Below are 20,476 nucleotides of genomic sequence, written 5' to 3' on the forward strand. Positions count from 1 at the left end.
TCTACCCCAAACTTGCTTTTTTGGAGCTACTAGAAAATACCCATCATAATGAAAATAAAACTAGAAAAACAGCAAAAAAGCGAAATTGATATAGACCAATTCCGCTTTCAAATAAATTATTGCTTATAAGTATATGAGAAAAAATAGCCCAATTAAAACTGTTTTATTTTTTACTCAGCATGTTGAGGTTCTGGATCTGCTAGTTTTTTATCTTTACGATGAGGAATCATGTTGAAAATAATATTTAAAGTAATTGCGGTAACACTTCCAGCAACAATTCCATTACTCGTAAATAAACGAACAAAGGAAGGGAAAGCATTAAATAAATCTGGCACAACTGTTACTCCTAAGCCAACACCAACTGCACAAGCAATAATTAATAAGTTTTCTTGAGAAGTAAAATTAACTTTTCCTAACATCTTAATACCTTGCGCAACAACCATTCCGAACATAGCAACCATTGCCCCACCAAGAACCGGAGTAGGGATAATTGTTGTCACAGCTCCAATTTTTGGAATTAAACCTAGGACGATTAAGAAACCAGCTGCCGCATAAATAACTTTACGCGTTTTAATGCCAGAAAGTTGAACAAGTCCGACATTTTGCGAATAAGCAGTGTAAGGGAATGTATTAAAAACTCCGCCAAGCATAATCGCTAGCCCTTCCGCACGGTAACCACGAGTTAAATCTTTTTGCGTTAATTTTCGTTCGGTAATATCTGATAAAGCAAAATAGACACCCGTTGATTCCACCATACTTACTAAGGCAATTAAAATCATCGTAATAATCGCCGGCCATTCAAAGGTCGGAGTGCCAAAATAAAATGGTTTTGGCATATGAAACCAGCTTGCTTCACTAACCGGTCCAAGCGAGATACCTTTATAAAGCGCCGCAAAAAGTGAACCTCCAACAAGACCGATTAAAACAGCAATAGCTTTCGAAAAACCTTGGCCAAAACGATACACTAAAATAATTAATAATAATGTCCCAAAACCTAGACCAAGATTATACATCGAACCAAAATCTTTTGCCCCCGCCCCGCCGGCAAGATTGTTAATGGCAACGGGAATAAGTGTTAAACCAATAACTGTTACAACGGAACCCGTCACAACAGGAGGGAAAAATCGAACAACTTTAGAGAAGAATGGGGCTATTAATAATACAAAAAGTCCTGAAACAATAATCGAGCCGTAAATCGCGCCGATCCCCATATCTTGCCCAATCAAAATAATTGGTGCAATGGCTTGAACCGCACATCCAAGTACAACAGGTAAACCAATTCCAAAGAACCGATTAACCGTTAATTGTAGCAATGTCGCAATCCCGCACATAAAAATATCAATCGAAACTAAGTAAGTCATTTCTTCTCCGTTAAAACCAAGCGCTCCACCGATTAATAGTGGAACAATAACCGCTCCAGCATACATCGCTAGAACATGCTGAAATCCTAAAGCTGCAATCTTCCCTTTACCTAACATCTACTCCTATTCCTCCTCTAAAAATAAGATTTCTTCGTTTTCAAGTGAGGCAATTCGTGCTAGTGAATAAACTGGAATCCCTGTTTTATTTAATAATTCGCGACCTTGCTGGAAGGATTTTTCAATTACAATCCCAATCCCTGCCACTTTTGCTCCGGCAAGCTCAGCAATTTCAAGTAAGCCAAGAGCCGCTTGACCATTTGCGAGAAAATCATCAATAACTAAAATCGTATCTGCATCCGTTAAAAATTGCTTGGAAACAGAAATATCATTTGATTTTTTTTTCGTATACGAATAAACCGTGCTTGTATACAAATTATCCGTTAACGTCACCGATTTTTTCTTTCTAGCAAAAACAACCGGTACCGAAAGTGCTAGTCCGGCAAAAACTGCAGGCGCAATACCAGAAGATTCGATTGTTACGATTTTTGTAATCCCTAAATCTTTAAAACGTTCAGCAAACGCCTTTCCCATTTCTTGCATTAAACCAGGATCAATTTGATGATTTAAAAATGCATCTACTTTTAAAACATTCCCTGGTAAAACTGTACCTTTTTCTTGAATAAACTCTTCCAGTAATTTCAAAGATATTCTCCTTTCAAAATAAAAAAACTGCTTCTCTAAATTTAGAGAAGCAGTATAGAAGCCACCAATTTTCGGAGTGACTTCTTTATACAAACTACTCATAGTCCGGTTATTTACGGTAACCAGGTAGAAACTCGTCGCCCAATCGCAACTATTATATAAGTATTTCGGTTTTAAGTTATGTTGTTTATTATAGCTTTCTAAAGGAGCAGGGTCAAGCTAATTTTTTACTTATTGAATTGGTAAACATAAGCGTATCTTTTTTCTAGTAAATCTAATAAATAAGTTGGGTTTAATCCCTCTCCTGTTGTATCTGTTAAAATTTCTAGCGGTTTTTTCGTTTTCCCAAATGTATGCACATGCTTGGTTAACCAAGTTTTTAATTCTGTATAATCATCGCTGGCAATGATTGCATCAATATTAGGAATTTCTTTTTGCATTTGATGATAGAACTGCGCTGCGTACATTAAACCTAGTGCGTAAGAAGGGAAGTAACCAAAGTCGCCACCAGCCCAGTGAATATCTTGCAATACGCCATTTGTATCATTATCTGGACGAATGCCTAAGTATTCCTCGTATTTGTCGCCCCAAGCTTTTGGTAAATCTTTCACTTCTAGCTCCCCGTTAATAAGTGCTTTTTCAAGCTCATAACGAATCATAATATGAAGTGGATAAGTTAATGTATCAGCTTCAATTCGAATAAGCGAACTTTCAGAGATGTTCACTGCACGATAGAAATCTTCCAATTTCACATGATCAAAAGCCGGTTTTGTTATCGCTTGAAAATCAGCATAATTACTTTTCCAAAATGCTAAACTAGAACCGATAATAATTTCATAAAATAATGATTGTGATTCATGAATGCCCATTGATGCCCCGTTTGCAAGTGGGGTACCTACAAGTGCTGCATCAAAATTTTGTTCATATATCGCATGACCGCCTTCATGAATCGTACCAAAAACAGCCATTTTAAAATCATTTTCATTGTAACGAGTCGTAATACGAACATCGCCAGTATTTAAACCAGTCGCAAAAGGATGCACGGTTTCATCTAAACGACCTGCTTCGAAGTCAAAGCCCATTTTATTCAGAATGCGAATGCTAAATTCTTTTTGCTTAGCTTCTGATATTTTGGTGTTTAAAATGGTTCCATCTGGCTTCACGCCTTCGTTTGCGATTTTTTCGCGAATCGCCATAATTCCGTCGCGTACTTTTTCAAATACGGAATCAAGCACTGATACTGTTACGCCTGGCTCATATTGGTCGAGAAGTGTGTCATATTTATTTTCTTCATAACCCCAATACTCAACAAACTTACGCTTCATTTCAAGGATTTTTGTTAGGAACGGTTCAAAAGCCGCAAAATCGTTTTGTTCGCGAGCTGTTGTCCAAGCGGTTTCTGCTTGAGCTACTAGTTTAGTATATTCCGCGTATTCTTTACTTGGGATTTTTTTATTTAAATCATATGTTTTTTGAGATTCTTCTAAAGTTTTACGAGTGATTTCGGATAGATTTTCTTTATCAAGGTTAAGTCCAGCAATAAAAGCAGCCATTTCTTCTGATGTTTGCATATTGAAAATCTCTTCAGATAGAACGCCAATAACATCAGAACGGCCTTCCATCCCTTTTGCCGGCGCGCCTGTACGAAGATCCCAATAAACTAATGCGAGTGCTTCTTCTAAAGCTTCCATTTTTTTAATATACGCTAAAAATTCCTCTTCTAATGTTTCTACCAAACTTAACTCCTCCATTCAGTCTTCTTTTTTAGGACGTGGTTTTCTTGGACCCCAGTATTGATATAAATCTGTGCGCAAGTAACCATTATATAATTTCCGTTTTTTCGTCGCTTTTTTGCCATAAACTTCTTCAAAAAGTTCATAAGAGGTAAGGACATACACTGACCATGTTGGCATGCGTTTATAAACAATACCCATTTCGCGGTACAGTTGGCGCACTGCTTCCTCGTCTTCTAACCGTTCCCCGTATGGCGGATTCGCAACAACAACTCCGTACTCATCTTCTGTTTGGAAATCAGCCACTTGAAGTTGTCTAAAAGTAATTAAATCGCCAAGACCAGCTTCAACCGCATTTTGTTTCGCGATTTCGATTAAACGAGCATCAATATCGCCACCAATGATGTTTAACGGCTGGTCATAATTAGCCAAATCTTCGGCTTCTTGACGCGCATCTTCCCAGATTTGTTTCGGCATCCAATCCCATGTTTCCGACACGAACTCGCGGTTAAAACCAGGCGCAATATTTTGTCCAATTAGCGCCGCCTCAATTGGAATCGTTCCAGAACCACAAACAGGATCATAAAAAGGTCTATCCGGATGCCAGCTAGTTAGTAACACTAGTGCCGCCGCCATTGTTTCTTTGATTGGCGCACTACCTTGTGCTAAACGATAACCGCGTTTATGTAATCCGGCACCACTTGTATCAATCGTTAACGTTACTTCATCTTTTAAAATGGAAACTTCTAGCTTAAATAAAGCGCCAGTTTCCATCAAACGACCAGAGCGACGATATTTTTCACTGACGCGGTTTACAATTGCTTTTTTCACAATCGCTTGGCAGTCAGGAACACTATAAAGCGTTGATTTAACTGATTTTCCAGCGACAGGAAATTGTGCATCTAGCGGCAAATAATCTTCCCATGGTAGAGCTTTTGTTTTTTCAAAAAGTTCATCAAATGTTGTTGCTTTAAAAACGCCAACCACAATTTTCACCCGGTCAGCTACACGAAGCCAAAGATTCGCTCGAGCAATTGCGGATAAATCTCCTTCAAAATATACTTTACCGTTTTCAACTTTTGGATCATAGCCTAAACGCGCTACTTCTTTCCCAACAATCGCTTCTAAACCAGAAGCCGCAGTTGCCACCAACTGAAATGATTTCATTGTGTCCCATCCTTTAATTAAATTTCTAATGAAAAAAGCTGTTTTAAGAGGAGGAGTTTTGTTTTAAATAGGCATTCAACCAGGTCGAACACCCACCTTAAAACTTGCGCTCCGGCCTTCTAAAACAGCCTTCAATGTTAAATTAAATCCTGTAAATAACGCTCTGTAAGCCATGTTCTGTTCTTTACTACATACAGGGTAATAGTAAAGAGATAACCATCTATCTGCACAAAAATACATTTGCGCCTCGTCCCTTGTTCTTGATTCCTCGGGAAAAGTGCCCCTACCATAAGTTTGAGTTTCTCGCTCGTGGGGTTTACCTCGTTCCACTTCCGAGCATTTCTGCCGGAACTTCGTCACTGTGGCACCTTCAAGGTTATAAGACCATATCCGAAGACTTAGGTCATTCACCTGCCGTCAAACCGGAAATCCGGAATGCCCTGGCTTATTGTTTGACCAGGCACGATCACTACGGGCATCACAGCACCGTGCGAGCATGGACTTTCCTCTGCTTCCATAAGAAAACAGCGATTATCCGAACGTTATTCATTTATTCTTAACTTACTTATACTAGCATACCTATTCGTTATCGTCCAGCTTATTTCCAAAAACGTGTTTTTCTAAATTAGAAAGACGTTTTAGAATATCAAAGTTGGTCGTTCCAGCAGGTTGTGCAGCTGCTTGGAAAGTCGGTGCTGGTTGTGTTGTTGTTCTCACTGGTGCATTATCCAGTTCTTGCACTAGACGAATATTTTCCGCTTGAAGTGCTTCAATTTCCTGTGTAAATGTACTGTAATCTTTAATAACCATGTCTAAAAACTCATCAACATCTTCTGGATTATAACCACGAAGTCCAGTTTTAAATTCTTTTTCCAATATTTCTTTGCCAGTTAAGTGATACTCAAATTGTTCCGAAGTCATGTAACTCCACCTCTATCTCTATTCTTACGTATTTTTTGTTCTAATTATATACTTACCCTTATTTTTCCAAATCTCACACCATTTGTCAATCTATTCGAGTGTTTTTTATAAAATAACCGTTTTCTTCTATATTAAAATGTTTGATTCATATCCTCGACAACATCTTGTAATGCGTAAAAATCAATGCATTCTAAGAAGTAATTAGCTTGTTCTTTTGCTAATTTAGCACGGTCATAAAAAAATTTAGGTGAGCCTTCTTTTTCTAAATCATAAACAAGCAATGCCCCATCTGTATTATCAATAATAAATCCATCTCTAGCTGCAAATTGTGCGGGGCTTTCATAAGGACGTTTTGTAATAAAAGCGTGATAATCCGCAGCCCCTATTACTTCCTGGGCCCATAACTGATTATTTTCGTTCCAGTTCGCACTTTGTTTTTCAAAAGGTTCCAGTACTGCTAATTTAATAGGATATTCCTCTTTTAACAAAGCGACTACCTCTCCGGCCCAAAGTTCAATCCCTAATTGTCCAGAGATAATAACCCATTCAAGCCCATCTTCTATTAGAGGAATTAAATGACGTTTTATTGTTTCTTTAATATAAACAGCTTCATCCGCATCCTTTTTAAAAATTCCAAGTTCAAAATTTTTATATCCGGTTACTGCGATGGATTTCACATTGATTCCTCTTTTCTTTTTAAGAAATCTCTCACTCTTGTTAATGTATACTTAGTAGATTGATAATGATCTAAAAAATGTTTATAAAAAGATCTTCCATTAAATGCACTTACTGCGGTCATCTGAACATTATCACAAGCTTGGCGAAGTTGTAGTTCCCCCAAATAAGGAGGCCGCTCAGTATTAACCCACGGAATGGCAAGTTCTAAAAAATCATCGGCACATCTTTTAGCCTCATCAACAAAAGGTTTCATGTCTTTATAAAAATCAAACGGCTTTTCTTCTTCTCGATTACTTAAATATAGTTCCCAGTTTTTTTCATTCTGAAGAAGTAATTGTTCCGTACGGATTAAAAGTTCCATTGTATCACTCTTTTCTTCACATTTTCAGTTACTTCAAGAATAGCATAGGTAGCTAAATCTTGCCTAAAATTCGATTATTAGCTAAAATATGGTAAAATAGACGAAGGTACGTTCTATTTATGAGATAGTTTCATGCCAGAAAGAGCTATTTTGCATTTAATTGATACTATCATTTTCATTTTTATTTGTTATAATAGATGATAGTCTGAAATTCAGAATAGAAATTTTCTGATAGAGGTGAAAAAAATGGCTATTGGTTATCCCGGCGGCAAGAAGTATACAGCGAGTCATGAAGGACTTCCTTCAAAAAAACGGAAAACTCCTGTAACTTATGGTAAGCGAGGTATGTCTTTAGAAGATGACTTGAATGATACAATTGCGTATTATTTAGCCCACGACATCGCAGTCATCCATAAAAAACCTACCCCGGTCCAAATTGTCAGTGTGGACTATCCAAAAAGAAGTAGTGCCAAAATTAAGGAAGCCTACTTCAAAACACCATCCACAACAGACTACAATGGTGTTTATAAAGGAAAATATGTTGATTTTGAAGCAAAAGAAACGCAAAATACAACTTCCTTTCCACTCAGTAATTTTCATGATCACCAAATGACACATATGGCAAATGTCTTAAAACAAGATGGCATTGTTTTTGTCATTATCGCTTTCCAAAAACTTGGAGAAACGCATTTCATTCCTTTCGAAAAGTTTTATCCGTTTTGGGAACGCATGCAAAGTGGTGGAAGAAAATCAGTCACTATAAGTGAAATACAAGATGTATCAGACCAAGTTCCTTATGGTCTAAATCCAAGGCTTGACTTCTTGCAATCCATAGACAAATTATACTTCTAGTCAAACCTTTTTTAAAGGAGAGAGATTTTTAATGGCAGATAAACCGCAGACAAGATCTCAGTATCGCAAAAAACCAAAGGGTAGCTCTAAAAAAGCCCAACCAAAACGAGGAAAACGTGTAGTAGTTAATATTTTCAAAACGATTTTCTTTGTAGGGTTATTTTTAACTTTCTTTGGTATTGCGGCTGGTGCAACTATTTTTTATGATTATGCAAAAGATGCACCTAAACTGACCGACTCCAAACTGCGTGATCCACTTTCATCCAAGTTACTTGATAAGGATGGCAAGGTTTTCGCAGAAGTTGGAACCGAACGGCGGGAATATATTGAATACAAAGATATACCTGAAACACTTAAAAACGCCATTCTAACAACAGAAGATGCGCGTTTTTACGAACATGATGGGATTGACCCTATCCGTCTTGGCGGGGCTGTTGTAGCCAACGTTACTGACGGCTTTGGTGCAGAAGGTGCTAGTACTTTATCCCAACAAATCATTAAAATGTCTTATTTAGATTATACGAATAAGACACTTGCACGAAAAGCACAAGAAGCATGGTTAGCACTTCAATTAGAAGAAAAATATAGCAAAAACGACATTCTTGAAATTTATGTCAATAAAGTCTATATGTCTGACCGCGTGCACGGTATGCAAACAGCTGCCGAACATTACTTTGGTAAAAATGTAAAAGATCTTACATTAGCCGAAACTGCACTTCTTGCTGGGATGCCTCAAAGTCCTAACAATTACAATCCATACGATCACCCAGAAGCAGCTAAAAAACGTCGTGATCAAGTTTTAACCAACATGTACACGCATGACAAAATTTCTAAAGAAGAAATGACTACCGCACAAAAATCACCAATTACAACTGGACTTCGCTCGAAAAAAGATCGTGAAGACAAAATTTATAAATACGATTCTTACGTAACACAAGTATTGAGTGAAATTCCTAAAGAATATGATGTCTACCGTGACGGATTAACGATTTATACAGCACTTGATCGTGACGCACAAGAATATACAGAGAAAATGCTAAATACAAACAAAGTTGTTAATTTCACGGATGATGAAATGCAAGCCGGAATTGTTCTTCAAGATACTAAAACCGGTCGTGTCCAAGCAATTGGTGGCGGACGTAACCAAAAAGTAACTCGCGGATATAACTATGCCACTCAAGTAAAACGGTCGGTAGGTTCCACGATGAAACCTATTGCCGATTATGGTCCAGCTTTTGAATATTTAGATTGGTCAACTGCTCATATTTTAGAAGATGAACCTTATACGTATACTGGCGGAACCCCTATTAATAACTGGGACTTCGGGTATAAAGGACCAATTTCCGTACGACAAGCGCTTTATGATTCAAGAAACATTCCAGCACTTAAAACATTACAAGCAGTTGGACTTGATAAATCCGAGCAGTTTGTTAATAAACTTGGTATCACCTATGATAAAGGACAAAATGTAGAATCCAATGCTATCGGTGCAAACAGTTCTAATCCAATGCAAATGGCCGGAGCTTATGCTGCCTTTGGTAATAAAGGAATTTACAATAAACCTCATACAGTAACAAAAATCGTCTTATCTGACGGACAAACTGAAATCGATACAGAACCAAGTAGCACAGTAGCAATGAAAGAATCTACTGCTTATATGGTTTCTGATGTTCTAAAAGATGTACTTTCTGTCGGAACAGGTACGACAGCAGCTGTACCAGGAGTTCCTGCCGCTGGTAAAACAGGTACAACAAATATTCCACCTGAATTCACTTCGAAGTACTACTACCCTAGTGGTGCTGCCCGTGATTCATGGTTTGCTGGCTATACAACCAATTATTCTATCGCCGTCTGGACAGGCTATGACGATAAGAAAAAATATGTGTCAGCGAGTGAACAAAAGATTGCACAACGCATGTTTAGTAAACTTATGGCTCATGTATCTGCCAATAAAACAACAACAGATTTCAAAATGCCAAGTAACGTTGTATCCGTTCCAATTTTAAAAGGTAGCAACCCAATCGCTCGTGCCGCAGAAGGTACGGCAAGCGATAAAGTAAGCTACGAATTATTCTTGTCAGGTACGGCACCAACTAAAACCGCTTCGACACCAGAAGATGAGAAGAAAAAAGCCGAAGAAGAAGCGAAGAAAAAAGCCGAAGAAGATAAGAAAAAAACAGAAGAAGAGAAAAAGAAAGAAGAAGAAGCTAAGAAAAAAGCAGAGGAAGAGGCTAAGAAAAAGGCTGAAGAAGAAGCCAAAAATCTTACTGCCCCTGCCGGCCTAAGAGCAAGTTATGATGCTAATTCTAAACAGGTTAATGTTTCTTGGTCTCCGGTAAATGGCGCAACCTATGAAGTAAATGTCAATGGTTCAACCACAACCGTCTCTTCTACTTCTGTATCTGTAAGTGGTGGTAACCCTGGCGATACCGTATCAATAAATGTCGTCGCCGTAAAAGATGGCAAGCGAAGTCCTGCCGCCTCCACTACAGTTAGAATTCCAGATAGTTAATTGAATAACAAAAAGCGAGGAAGAGTAATCTCTTCCTCGCTTTTTATTCTCTTTTAGCAATTAATTTCCGCTGTTCTAATACTAATTCATTTAACTGACGAAATCCTAAGAAAGTATTACCGCGTTTTAACACGTATTCTAGTCGTTCCTCCAAATTAAGTGGCTTCGTCTCAAGCGTTTTAATTTGCTCTGTTAAATTATCTAATTGAACTGGCCGATGATTACTCCAAAACAGAATAGATAGAAAAATACCAAGCGCATCTCTTACAATAACCGGAGATGGTTTTTGATGTACTTTTAAATCAGCTTCCATACTTTCTGCTAAATTAGTCATATGTTTTGCTAATTTACGGCAAGCTCGATCCGTTTCATTTTTCCAAGGAATGACTCCTTCTCCTTTTGTGAAAAATTGTTGTTCTTGCCAAAATGGTAAGCCACTAACGTAAATTGATTCAGGATCATATTCTTCTGCAATTACATCTGGCGCTGGAAAGTCTGGATGGGTTAATTCTACTGCATATTTAAATTCAGCCATCAAATCCCCTCACTTTCGCTTGTTTTTTTCCTTCTCTACATAAATAAAGTAAAGGGCATGTCGGACATTCTGGGTTTCTTGCTTTACAATGGTATCTTCCGAAAAAAATCATGTAATGGTGCGCATCCGACCATAGTTCTTTTGGAAGTTTTCGTTTAAGTGTTTCTTCTACTTCTACAACAGAATCTTTCCATCTACAAATACCAAGGCGTTTACTAATTCGCTCTACATGCGTATCAACTGCGATTGCTGGGATGCCAAAGCCAACTGATAAAACAACATTGGCTGTTTTTCTACCGACACCTGGTAAGCTTTCTAGTTCCGCATGTGTCCGAGGAACTTCTCCGTTAAATTCAGCGAGAATTTTTGCAGATAAGCCTTGAATATTTTTTGCTTTATTTCGGTATAAACCTATCGAACGAATATCATCCATTAATTCTTCTAATGGTACAGCTAAATAATCTTCTGGTCGGTGATATTTTTCAAAAAGTGAAGCTGTCACTCGATTGACTAAAACATCTGTACACTGGGCGGATAATACAACTGCAACCAGTAACTCAAACGTATTTTTATGGATTAGTTCGCAATGTGCTGCTGGAAACATTTTCGCCATTTCTTCTATGCATAATACGGTTTGTTTATTTGATAACAATTTGTTTATGTCACCCTTTTCTTTTTTCGAGCCAGTCGTATAATGGAATCGACCCTGCGCTTTTTTTGACTTCGCTTTGATTAATCGTTTGGCTAGTTCGGCCGTTTTGATGAAATTCTTCTGCTACTCGTTTGGCATCGTCTATTGTCTTAACGCCTTGTTTCGACCAATTAAGTAATATCCTATCAATATAGCGGAAATTTAGTTTTTGTGAAATAACAGCTTCTTTAAGGGCCTCCTTGATTAAATCAGGACTTGTTCTATCTTGATCAACCCATGCAGATAACATTTCTGCCTCCATTGGCGAAAGCGGTCTGCCAAATTCCGCTTCAAATAAACTGTACAAATTCGTTTGTTGCTCCACTTCCAGATCTTGTCTATTATCCGCTTCGATATTTTCGTAAAATGCGACTAATTTGCCCCAAAGCGGTTCTAAATTATATTGTTCAGAAATCATTAATGAATTATCTTTACTTTGTTCAATAGCAACCACGCTTTTTTTAAGCAGTGAATCCATTGTTTTAATAGTATCTTCCAGTCGAAGTGTTGTTCTATCTGTTAACATCTCCATCGAAGGAAAAAATTCTGCTTCTGCTGCAAATGATTGTATTTGAAGTAAAAGTACTAATTCATTTTCATTTAGGCCAATTGCTGCATAGTTTTTCACTAATACTTGTGGCAAAGTTACTTGCCCTTCAGCCATCCATTTCTCAAGCATTTTATGATCCATTTTAAACACCTCACTCCAAAATTATAACATGGTTTTCAAGGGAAAAATATAAAAGTAATGAGAAAATCACTAAATCAGTTGGAAAAGCTGTTTTTTACTCGGTAGAAATAAAAAAGTGAAGCCAATAGATGGCTTCACTTTTTCTTAAGGATATAAACGGTTAAGTAAGCGTGGGAATGGAATTGTTTCGCGAACATGTTCTGTTCCGGAAATCCAAGCTACCGTACGCTCTAAACCAAGTCCAAAACCAGAGTGTGGTACAGAACCGTAACGAGCTAAATCAAGATACCAGCTATATGCTTCTTGGTCTAAATCGAAATCTTCCATTCTAGCTTGTAGTGTTTCTAAATCATGAATACGTTCAGATCCGCCAATAATTTCTCCGTATCCTTCTGGAGCAATCATATCGGCACATAAAACAACTTGATCGTTTTCTGGATCTTCTGGCATATAAAATGGTTTAATTGCTTTTGGATAATGTGTAATAAACACTGGTTTTTCGAAGCTATCCGCAATCGCTGTTTCATGCGGTGCCCCGAAATCATCTCCCCAAACAATGTCATCAAAGCCTAATTCGTGTAAACGTTCAATTGCTTCTGTATAAGTAATACGCGGGAACGGTGCAACCATTTTTTCTAAATGACTCACATCACGTCCAAGGCGATCCAGTTCCAAGCGACAGTTATCAAGTACTGCTTTTACAAGGAAAGCCACATAGTTTTCTTGAACTTGTAAGCTATCTTCTAATTTGTAAAAAGCCATTTCTGGTTCAATCATCCAGAATTCAATTAAATGACGACGTGTTTTTGATTTTTCAGCACGGAAAGTCGGGCCGAATGAGAATACTTTTCCGAAAGCCATTGCTGCTGCTTCCATATATAATTGTCCACTTTGAGAAAGAAAGGCATCTTCATCAAAATATTTCGTATGGAATAGTTCGGTTGTTCCTTCTGGTGCACTACCAGTTAAGATAGGTGGATCAATTTTTAGGAATCCTTCTTTATTGAAAAATTCATAACTAGCGCGGATAATTTCATTACGGATTTTCATGATAGCGTGTTGACGATTAGAACGTAACCATAAATGACGGTGATCCATTAAAAATTCCGTACCGTGTTCTTTCGGTGTAATTGGATAGTCATGCGATTCGCTAATTACTTCTACGCCAGATACAGCCATTTCATAACCAAATGGGGAACGTGTATCTTCATTAATTGTACCTGTTACAAATAAGCTTGTTTCTTGTGTTAAAGCTTTGGCAGTGGCAAACATATCGTCGCCAACTTCTGCTTTTACGACAACGCCTTGCATAAATCCTGTTCCATCACGTAATTGTAAGAAAGCAATTTTCCCACTTGAACGCTTATTCGCAAGCCATGCTCCAATAGTTACTTCTTTTCCGACAAATTCGGATGCTTGATTGATTGTAATTTTCACTTGTCTACACTCCCTATTTCATAAAACTTTTGATTCGATTTATAGCTTCTTGGAATAAGTCTGGATTTGTTGCATAAGAAAGGCGTATATAATCGGGCATTCCGAATCCTGAGCCTGGAATGACTGCGACTTTCGCTTCTTCTAAAAGAGCTGCTACAAAGGCATCTACATCCTGAAAACCTTTTTTATGTGCCGCTTCTTTTACTTCAATAAAGAAATAAAAAGCGCCATCTGGTTTTTTTGGTTTAAATCCTGGAATACTACTTAGTTCTGGATAAAAGCGTTCCATTCTCTCTTCAAAAGCTTTGTACATTTTTTCTGGAACTTCTTGACTACCAACATAAGCTTCTAGCGCCGCATACTGAGCATTCGCAGTGGGGTTACTTGTTAAATGATCTGCAAGTTTACTCATTCCAGCGATAATTTCTTTATTTGCAGCTGCGTAACCAATCCGCCATCCAGTCATGGAATAAGCTTTGGATACACCATTAATTACGATAGTTAAATCATATAAACGGTCACTTAAGCTAGCAATAGAAACTAAATCCGCTTTGTTTCCGTAGTATAATTTCTCATAGATTTCATCAGATAAAATGTAAATCTGATGTTTTTCAGCAACTGCGCCAATTGCGGCTAATTCGTCTTTTGTATAGCACATGCCAGACGGATTGTTGGGCGAATTCAACACAATTGCTTTTGTTTTTTCAGTGATAGCATGTTCAAAATCAGTTGCTGATATTTTGAAATCTGCATCAAAGCCAGTTTCGACAAATACCGGAACTCCGCCAGCTAATTTTACTTGTTCTGGGTAAGTAACCCAGTATGGAACGGGAATAATGACTTCATCGCCAGGATCCAAAATCGTTTGAAACGCAGAATATAATACATGTTTTGCCCCTGTACCTACAAAAATCTGATTGGCTTCATAGGTTAATGACTGGTCTTTTTTGAGCTTATCCACAATTGCTTGTTTAAGTTCGAGTATTCCGCTTGAAGGAGTATATTTCGTGAATCCCTTATTCATGGACTCGATAGCTGCATCGATAATATTTTGCGGGGTATTAAAATCTGGTTCCCCAGCACCTAATCCGATAACATCAATTCCTTCTTGTTTCATTTGTTTTGCTTTTGCCGTAATCGCGAGTGTTGGCGACGGGGCAACTCCTTTGACACGTTTTGACAACGGTAAGTCCATTTTATTCCCTCCTCCAGTTTAATTACAAATTCTCAATTTCTCTGTACCATTCACCTGTTTCAAAGTTAATGTCAAAGTAATTTAGCTTGTCGTTTTTGTCTAGATACGCTACTTCCCAAATAGGTGTTTCTTTTTCCATGCCTAAAGTGACATGCAAAATTTTTGCTGGATTCTTTTCTTTTACTACTTTGTCGCGTGCTTGACTTTCTGTAATACCATCAGATGCGAATTTAACATATACTTTGTCGGATTTTTTCTTTGGAACCCAGACAATGATTTTCTTATCTTTACTGTTTTTGCCAGTTAAGACATAATAAACTTCTTTCGGACCATTGTATAAATAAAATTTATCTGTGGTCTTTAAATCAACTTGGCCACTTATTCGGTCTAAAGCTTCTGTTTCTGCGTTGGTTACTGGTTTTTCTGCCTGTCTAAAGTACAGAAAAGCCGCCACGATAAGCACAATAATTATGCCGAGAATAATCGCTATCCATTTGCCAATCTTACGGTTAGGTTTTCTATTTCGCAAAATAATCTCGCTCATTTCTATTTCTAAATTACCGGAAAATTGCCCGGCGATATGCATTTTCATTTTCGCATAGATACATTATAGCAATAGCAGCCATAGATTTGAAGTCATATTAGGAAAAATTTAACCTTCCTTAAAGAATTCACTAACTTCTTCCAGTAAATCAGCTTGATTTCCTTTTAAAATTGGTGCACTAGGAATAGACTCCAAAAAGGTTTTCCCAAATCTTGTAGTATCGACCCGATTATCAAACACAAAAACAATGCCGCGGTCCGATTCGCGTCTAATTAACCTACCAAACCCTTGTTTAAAACGCAAAACGGCTTCTGGTAAGGAATAGGTTTGAAATGCATTTTCACCGCGCTCTTTTCGAAGAGCAATTTGCGCTTTCGTGTAGGGATCATCCATCGGCGCAAACGGAAGCCTAACAATCACAAGACATGATAAATCTTCTCCTGGAATGTCAATCCCTTCCCAAAAACTCGTTGTCCCAAGTAAAATTGCTTTATCAAACATTTGGAACTGTTTGGTTAAACGTGCGGCGCTTCCCGCTGAAACGCCTTGCGCGAGAACCACATATTCTTCTAATGATTTTTCATTTTTCATATGATAATACGTTTTTTGCAACATTTCTGAGGCTGTAAAAAGAACTAACATCCGCCCGTTTGTTTTCACAGCTATATGACGAATATATTTAGCTAGTTCCGCCGTATAACGTTCAATAGGTGTATCTTTAATTGGCGGCATATCATCAGGTATCATCACACGCGCATTTTCTTTATAATCAAAAGGCGATGGAATACGTTTTTCAACTAGCTGTTCCTTTTCTAAGCCAAGACTTTTTCGCAAATAGTCAAATTTTCCATTTACAGTAAGGGTTGCTGAAGTCATAATGACACTTTCTTTTTTAGCAAAAAATTCTTTACCAAGCGTTGGTTCGACTTCCATAAGTACCGCTTTCAGACGAATACTAGAGATAGAATGGTTTTTATCTGCTTGCAAATAGATAGTTAGAATAGGTGATTTTTTATGAAGCATTTGCTCTAGTTGTTTAACAATATTTTTCCAATCAAGTAAAAAGGCATACATTTCTTCTAAAAAAGCGCTCTCGGCTTCACCTAGTTCATTTTCTTCTCGTTTACCTTGCGCGAGTAAAGTTTCCATATTTTTTTCAGATTCTTGAAGTAAGCGAAGTACTTTTTCAGCAGCATAATATATCGCGTCATTCCAAGCGTCTTTTTCACTATTTTCAACTAAAACAACTTCTTGTAAGTTTTTACGTGCGTAATTCAGTTGCATTTTTAGGAGGGTGAAAAATTCTTCTACTGCCTCGCCTAACTTCATCGCAGCAATATCTAAGTCATATAAACTATCAGCTTCCGGAAAAGCCATTGCTAGCCTTGTAAGTAACGAATATTTTTCTAGGGAACCAAGCTGATTTAAAAAATATTTTAGTTTACGATAGGAAAGAATAAAACTACCTTGTGTCCTAGCGCTGTCAGCAAAATGGTGGGCCTCATCAATGACCGCAAACGCATACTTCGGCAATGTCTGTCTTCCAGAAAAATGGTCGCTCAAAAGAAGCGCGTGATTCACAATAACTAAATCAGCATTTCTCGCCTGTTCGATGTTGAATTTATAAAAATCATGTGCCAACCACGGATCATGTTTTTCAGATAAAAACCACCCAGTATGCTTCATGCGGTTCCAAAATAGCTCTCCGCCACTCGATAAATTGACTTCATCAATATCACCGGTTGTGGTTTCAGTTAGCCAAACGAGTAGTTTTAGTTTCGTTACAACGACATCGTATTGCGGGTCGACTTCTTGAAGCAATTGTTCGAATTTAAATAAGTTCAAATAGTGATCCCGACCTTTAAGTAAACTCGCTTTCACTTCAAAACCAGTTAGTTTCGTTAAAAGTGGTACATCTTTTTCGAATAATTGTGCTTGAAGTAGATTCGTATATGTACTTATTACAACAGGTAATTCAGCTTGTTTAGCTTGATAAATAGCTGGTAAAAAATAGCCCAATGACTTCCCGATACCTGTTCCTGCCTCAATTAGTGCATGTTTTCCTGATTTCATGGCTTGGAAAACTAGATTCATCATTTCAAACTGACCACTTCTTGCATAAAGTGGGGCTCCTGCTTTTTTAAATAACGCCATTTTCGCTTCATCAGTCTCAGGAAATTCAAGCAAATCTGCTCGACTATAGGTTGGTTTTTTGACCTCTTTTTTTCGAATTACTAGACCACGATGTTCGGTAAAAGCTGGATCAAGTGGTTTATTTTCTCGTTCTTTTTTCATTTCTATTTCAAATAAAAGCTCTGGTAAGTAACTTTTTAGGCTCCCTGAAATAGTTGCCATTTGCCGAATAATCGGAAGTGGTAAATTTTCGAGTTTATCTAATAACAATAAAAGTAAATCTGCGGTTACTTCCGCATCACTATCTGCGCGGTGTGGTTTGTCATGCCCTAGACCAAATTCATCTGATAAGTCTTGTAATTTATAGCTATCAATCCCAGGATACATAATACGCGCAAGTTCAACAGTATCTAGCTTTTTCATTTTGCCTAATGAAATTCCAGCACGTGTCATTTCTCGTTCTAAAAAAGTCCAATCAAACGAGACATTATGCGCTACGAAAATAGTATCTTCTAACAGACTAGCAATAATTGGTGCCACATCTTCAAATAGTGGTGCATTTTTTACATCTTTTGGAGAAATTCCCGTTAACTCTTGAATAAAAGCAGGAATTGGCTTTTCTGGATTTAAAAAAGTGGAGTATGTTTCCAGGCGTTTTCCAGATTCAACAAAACATGCAGCGAATTGAATAATGCGGTCTTCTCGTGAAGCTTGGTTTCCTGTTGTTTCTAAATCAACGACAATATAACGCTTCTTTTTCATTTGCTCCACCTCTTTCCTTCACTGCTTTTATTCAAAAATAACGTTTCAAACAAACGAGTAGCTTGAGCAGAAATCCGCTCAAGCTCCCCGAATTGCTTATAAAGTCGTATGCGCTTTTTCTTCTGGAAGAATCATTTCAATATGATTTTTTTCGTCTAATACCACAATTTTGGGTTCATGTGTTTTTGCTTCTTCCGACGTAAACATCCCGTAGCTCATGATAATAACCACATCGCCAACTTGGACGTGTCTTGCAGCAGCTCCATTTAGGCAAATCACACCACTACCTGGCTCACCTGGGATAATATACGTTTCAATTCTTGCGCCATTATTATTATTTACAATTTGAACTTTTTCGTTTGGAAGCATATCCACCGCTTCTAAAATAGCAGAGTCAATCGTAATACTTCCTACATAATTCAGATTGGCTTCTGTTACAGTCGCTCGGTGGATTTTGCCATTCATCATAGTTCTAAACATTTTTTACCGCCTCTTCACATTTATTAATTCATTATCGATTAAACGAGCTTTCGAATATTTCACTGCCGCAGCTATAATTATGCCCTTAGTCCAATCTGTTACTGGAATAAATTCAGGATAAGAATATAACGCTAGATAGGCGATTTTCTCGTGAGATGTTTGCTCATTAATTTTGTCTGTCATAACTTGCACTATTTTCGCTTCATCTGTCTCGCCAGAATCAATTAATTGCCGACCAAGTTGTAAAGCAGCGTGAATAACTGGCGCTTCTTTACGTTCGGTTTCTGTGAGGTAGACATTTCGCGAACTCTTCGCAAGTCCATCAGCCTCTCTAACTGTAGGAATGATTCGCAAATTCACCGGGAAAAAGTAATCTTCTACAAGGCCGGAAACTACCGCTACTTGTTGGGCATCTTTTTGACCAAAATAAGCATTATCTGGATTCACTAAATGAAATAGCTTCGTTAAAACTGTAACTACACCGTCAAAATGGCCTTCCCTGTCAGCACCATCAAGGACAGAAACGCGTTTAATGACGTGCAATTTCGTTGCTAATTCAGTAGGATAGATTTCCTCAACTGTCGGCACAAATAAAATGTCGACGCCACCTTCTTCAGCAAGTTTTGCATCGTGCGCTTCATCGCGTGGATAGGCGTCAAAGTCTTCGTTAGGACCAAATTGGGTTGGATTTACAAAAACGCTCATAACGACAAAATCCGTTTCTTTTCTTGCATGGCTTACAAGCGTCATATGCCCTTCATGTAAAAAACCCATTGTTGGCACGAAACCGATTGTTTTATTCGCTTTTTTTTGTTTTAAAATTGCTTCTTTAAGTTCTTGTCTATTTCGAATGATTAACATTGGCTATTCCCTTCCATAAAGGCCTTTTAAGTCTTCTTCGGCCATTGTAAAGCTATGTTTCACTTCTGGAAACGCTAGTTCTTTTACGTCATTCACATAGTTTTTAAGTGCTGGTTCAATAGTTTCGTCAATATCCGCATAAGCTTTCACAAATTTTGCTCGGCGATTGATACCATAACCGATTATATCGTGGTATACAAGTACTTGACCGTCTGTTTCTAAACCAGCTCCAATACCAATAGTTGGAATAGTAAGTGCCTTAGTTACTTTTTCAGCTAGCTGACGAGGAATTGCCTCAAGAACAATAGCAATAGCTCCTGCTGCCTCAACCGCTAACGCATTGTCAATCAACTCTTGCGCTTCTTGAACTGATTTAGCGCGAACTTTATAGCTTCCCGTTAAGCCAACACTTTGTGGCGTTAAGCCAAGATGAGCGACAACTGGTGCACCGGCTTCTGTCAAACGAGCAATTTTGTTAACAACTTCTCCTGCGCCTTCTAGTTTTACAGCATGTGCGCCGCTCTCTTGAATAATCTTACGTGCGTTTTGAATAGTTTCATCTACTGAGCCGTGATAAGTCATAAAAGGCATATCCGTTACAACAAAAGTATTTGGCGCCCCTCGTTTCACAGCTTTCGTATGATGAATCATATCATTCATTGTTACTGGTACAGTTGAATCGTAGCCTAATACTACCATTCCAAGTGAATCACCAACTAAAATCATATCTGCTTCTGCTTGTTCTACATTCTTAGCAGAAGGATAATCGTAAGCGGTAATCATCGTGATTTTTTCTCCGTTTTCCTTCATAGCAAAAAAGTCTACTGGTTTTTTCATTTTCTTAGCTCCTTTTCGTCCCT

The 20,476-nt window shown here is 37.9% G+C and carries 18 protein-coding genes, 1 other RNA gene, 1 pseudogene and 1 riboswitch; of the genes and pseudogenes, 2 read left to right on the forward strand and 18 right to left on the reverse strand.

Features of this window, described 5'->3' with window-relative positions; translation table 11 throughout:
• Positions 1 to 170: 170 nt before the first annotated feature.
• The 8 genes from PQQ29_RS09790 to PQQ29_RS09825 all read right to left on the reverse strand — a co-directional run bounded on the left by PQQ29_RS09790 (position 171) and on the right by PQQ29_RS09825 (position 6,923).
• Positions 171 to 1,478: a nucleobase:cation symporter-2 family protein gene (locus PQQ29_RS09790; RefSeq protein WP_003763044.1), complete on the reverse strand. Its 1,308-nt coding sequence runs from the start codon at positions 1,476 to 1,478 to the stop codon at positions 171 to 173.
• Positions 1,479 to 1,484: 6 nt separating this feature from the next.
• Positions 1,485 to 2,063, reverse strand: coding sequence for a xanthine phosphoribosyltransferase (locus PQQ29_RS09795; protein ID WP_010991698.1), 579 nt, complete (start codon positions 2,061 to 2,063; stop codon positions 1,485 to 1,487).
• 81 nt (positions 2,064 to 2,144) lie between these two features.
• Positions 2,145 to 2,245, reverse strand: a riboswitch (purine riboswitch).
• A gap of 45 nt (positions 2,246 to 2,290) precedes the next feature.
• Positions 2,291 to 3,799 carry a carboxypeptidase M32 gene (locus PQQ29_RS09800; protein ID WP_010991699.1) on the reverse strand — a complete coding sequence of 503 codons (1,509 nt, stop codon included), beginning with the start codon at positions 3,797 to 3,799 and terminating at the stop codon, positions 2,291 to 2,293.
• A gap of 15 nt (positions 3,800 to 3,814) precedes the next feature.
• Entirely contained in the window at positions 3,815 to 4,963 is a 1,149-nt protein-coding gene (locus tag PQQ29_RS09805; RefSeq protein WP_003769383.1) for a THUMP domain-containing class I SAM-dependent RNA methyltransferase, read from the reverse strand.
• A 161-nt stretch (positions 4,964 to 5,124) separates the two neighbouring features.
• Positions 5,125 to 5,506, reverse strand: an RNA gene (gene rnpB, locus PQQ29_RS09810) — RNase P RNA component class B.
• A 36-nt stretch (positions 5,507 to 5,542) separates the two neighbouring features.
• Positions 5,543 to 5,884, reverse strand: a complete 342-nt coding sequence (gene gpsB, locus PQQ29_RS09815) for a cell division regulator GpsB (RefSeq protein WP_003763055.1) — start codon at positions 5,882 to 5,884, stop codon at positions 5,543 to 5,545.
• 131 nt (positions 5,885 to 6,015) lie between these two features.
• The gene (locus PQQ29_RS09820; RefSeq protein WP_003763057.1) at positions 6,016 to 6,561 is read right to left on the reverse strand and encodes an SLOG family protein; all 546 of its coding nucleotides are present in this window, start codon (positions 6,559 to 6,561) and stop codon (positions 6,016 to 6,018) included.
• Positions 6,558 to 6,923 (reverse strand): YppE family protein, encoded by a 366-nt coding sequence (locus tag PQQ29_RS09825; RefSeq protein WP_003763059.1) that lies wholly within the window; start codon positions 6,921 to 6,923, stop codon positions 6,558 to 6,560. The genes PQQ29_RS09820 and PQQ29_RS09825 overlap by 4 nt, the downstream gene beginning before the upstream one ends.
• Positions 6,924 to 7,169: 246 nt before the next feature.
• Between PQQ29_RS09825 and recU the strand changes: the two genes are divergently transcribed.
• Together recU and PQQ29_RS09835 are read left to right on the forward strand one after the other, a co-directional pair.
• Entirely contained in the window at positions 7,170 to 7,775 is a 606-nt protein-coding gene (gene recU / locus PQQ29_RS09830; RefSeq protein WP_003769387.1) for a Holliday junction resolvase RecU, read from the forward strand.
• 31 nt (positions 7,776 to 7,806) lie between these two features.
• Positions 7,807 to 10,287, forward strand: a complete 2,481-nt coding sequence (locus tag PQQ29_RS09835) for a penicillin-binding protein 1A (RefSeq protein ID WP_010991701.1) — start codon at positions 7,807 to 7,809, stop codon at positions 10,285 to 10,287.
• 43 nt (positions 10,288 to 10,330) lie between these two features.
• Here PQQ29_RS09835 and PQQ29_RS09840 read toward each other — a convergent pair whose 3' ends face one another.
• The 10 genes and pseudogenes from PQQ29_RS09840 to panB form a co-directional block, all read right to left on the reverse strand.
• Positions 10,331 to 10,822, reverse strand: coding sequence for a YpoC family protein (locus PQQ29_RS09840; protein ID WP_010991702.1), 492 nt, complete (start codon positions 10,820 to 10,822; stop codon positions 10,331 to 10,333).
• Positions 10,815 to 11,474, reverse strand: coding sequence for an endonuclease III (nth, locus tag PQQ29_RS09845; RefSeq protein ID WP_003767529.1), 660 nt, complete (start codon positions 11,472 to 11,474; stop codon positions 10,815 to 10,817). Before nth ends, PQQ29_RS09840 begins: the two co-directional genes overlap by 8 nt.
• Positions 11,475 to 11,484: 10 nt before the next feature.
• Positions 11,485 to 12,204 (reverse strand): DnaD domain-containing protein, encoded by a 720-nt coding sequence (locus PQQ29_RS09850; RefSeq protein ID WP_010991703.1) that lies wholly within the window; start codon positions 12,202 to 12,204, stop codon positions 11,485 to 11,487.
• Between the two features lie 144 nt (positions 12,205 to 12,348).
• The gene (gene asnS / locus PQQ29_RS09855; protein WP_003763069.1) at positions 12,349 to 13,641 is read right to left on the reverse strand and encodes an asparagine--tRNA ligase; all 1,293 of its coding nucleotides are present in this window, start codon (positions 13,639 to 13,641) and stop codon (positions 12,349 to 12,351) included.
• A 13-nt stretch (positions 13,642 to 13,654) separates the two neighbouring features.
• On the reverse strand, positions 13,655 to 14,836 hold the full coding sequence (locus tag PQQ29_RS09860; protein ID WP_010991704.1) for a pyridoxal phosphate-dependent aminotransferase: 1,182 nt from the start codon (positions 14,834 to 14,836) through the stop codon (positions 13,655 to 13,657).
• A gap of 22 nt (positions 14,837 to 14,858) precedes the next feature.
• A pseudogene (locus PQQ29_RS09865) lies at positions 14,859 to 15,444 on the reverse strand (cell wall elongation regulator TseB-like domain-containing protein).
• 44 nt (positions 15,445 to 15,488) lie between these two features.
• On the reverse strand, positions 15,489 to 18,275 hold the full coding sequence (gene dinG / locus PQQ29_RS09870; protein WP_070753686.1) for an ATP-dependent DNA helicase DinG: 2,787 nt from the start codon (positions 18,273 to 18,275) through the stop codon (positions 15,489 to 15,491).
• A gap of 96 nt (positions 18,276 to 18,371) precedes the next feature.
• Positions 18,372 to 18,755 (reverse strand): aspartate 1-decarboxylase, encoded by a 384-nt coding sequence (gene panD, locus PQQ29_RS09875; RefSeq protein ID WP_003763077.1) that lies wholly within the window; start codon positions 18,753 to 18,755, stop codon positions 18,372 to 18,374.
• A gap of 3 nt (positions 18,756 to 18,758) precedes the next feature.
• A complete protein-coding gene (gene panC, locus PQQ29_RS09880; protein WP_187983942.1) occupies positions 18,759 to 19,616 on the reverse strand; it encodes a pantoate--beta-alanine ligase in 858 nt (285 codons plus the stop codon).
• A 3-nt stretch (positions 19,617 to 19,619) separates the two neighbouring features.
• Positions 19,620 to 20,453, reverse strand: coding sequence for a 3-methyl-2-oxobutanoate hydroxymethyltransferase (gene panB / locus PQQ29_RS09885; protein WP_003763081.1), 834 nt, complete (start codon positions 20,451 to 20,453; stop codon positions 19,620 to 19,622).
• Positions 20,454 to 20,476 lie beyond the last annotated feature (23 nt).

It is taken from the genome of Listeria innocua, assembly GCF_028596125.1.
In the GTDB taxonomy this organism is placed as follows: domain Bacteria; phylum Bacillota; class Bacilli; order Lactobacillales; family Listeriaceae; genus Listeria; species Listeria innocua.

Bases quoted from the DNA above. Each gene is read 5' to 3' on its own strand.
- PQQ29_RS09850 (WP_010991703.1), bottom strand. From the start codon at position 12,204: ATGGATCATAAAATGCTTGAGAAATGGATGGCTGAAGGGCAAGTAACT.
- PQQ29_RS09840 (WP_010991702.1), bottom strand. From the start codon at position 10,822: ATGGCTGAATTTAAATATGCAGTAGAATTAACCCATCCAGACTTTCCA.
- PQQ29_RS09805 (WP_003769383.1), bottom strand. From the start codon at position 4,963: ATGAAATCATTTCAGTTGGTGGCAACTGCGGCTTCTGGTTTAGAAGCG.
- recU (WP_003769387.1), top strand. From the start codon at position 7,170: ATGGCTATTGGTTATCCCGGCGGCAAGAAGTATACAGCGAGTCATGAA.
- PQQ29_RS09835 (WP_010991701.1), top strand. From the start codon at position 7,807: ATGGCAGATAAACCGCAGACAAGATCTCAGTATCGCAAAAAACCAAAG.
- dinG (WP_070753686.1), bottom strand. From the start codon at position 18,275: ATGAAAAAGAAGCGTTATATTGTCGTTGATTTAGAAACAACAGGAAAC.
- panD (WP_003763077.1), bottom strand. From the start codon at position 18,755: ATGTTTAGAACTATGATGAATGGCAAAATCCACCGAGCGACTGTAACA.
- PQQ29_RS09790 (WP_003763044.1), bottom strand. From the start codon at position 1,478: ATGTTAGGTAAAGGGAAGATTGCAGCTTTAGGATTTCAGCATGTTCTA.
- PQQ29_RS09825 (WP_003763059.1), bottom strand. From the start codon at position 6,923: ATGGAACTTTTAATCCGTACGGAACAATTACTTCTTCAGAATGAAAAA.
- PQQ29_RS09860 (WP_010991704.1), bottom strand. From the start codon at position 14,836: ATGGACTTACCGTTGTCAAAACGTGTCAAAGGAGTTGCCCCGTCGCCA.
- panB (WP_003763081.1), bottom strand. From the start codon at position 20,453: ATGAAAAAACCAGTAGACTTTTTTGCTATGAAGGAAAACGGAGAAAAA.
- gpsB (WP_003763055.1), bottom strand. From the start codon at position 5,884: ATGACTTCGGAACAATTTGAGTATCACTTAACTGGCAAAGAAATATTG.
- panC (WP_187983942.1), bottom strand. From the start codon at position 19,616: ATGTTAATCATTCGAAATAGACAAGAACTTAAAGAAGCAATTTTAAAA.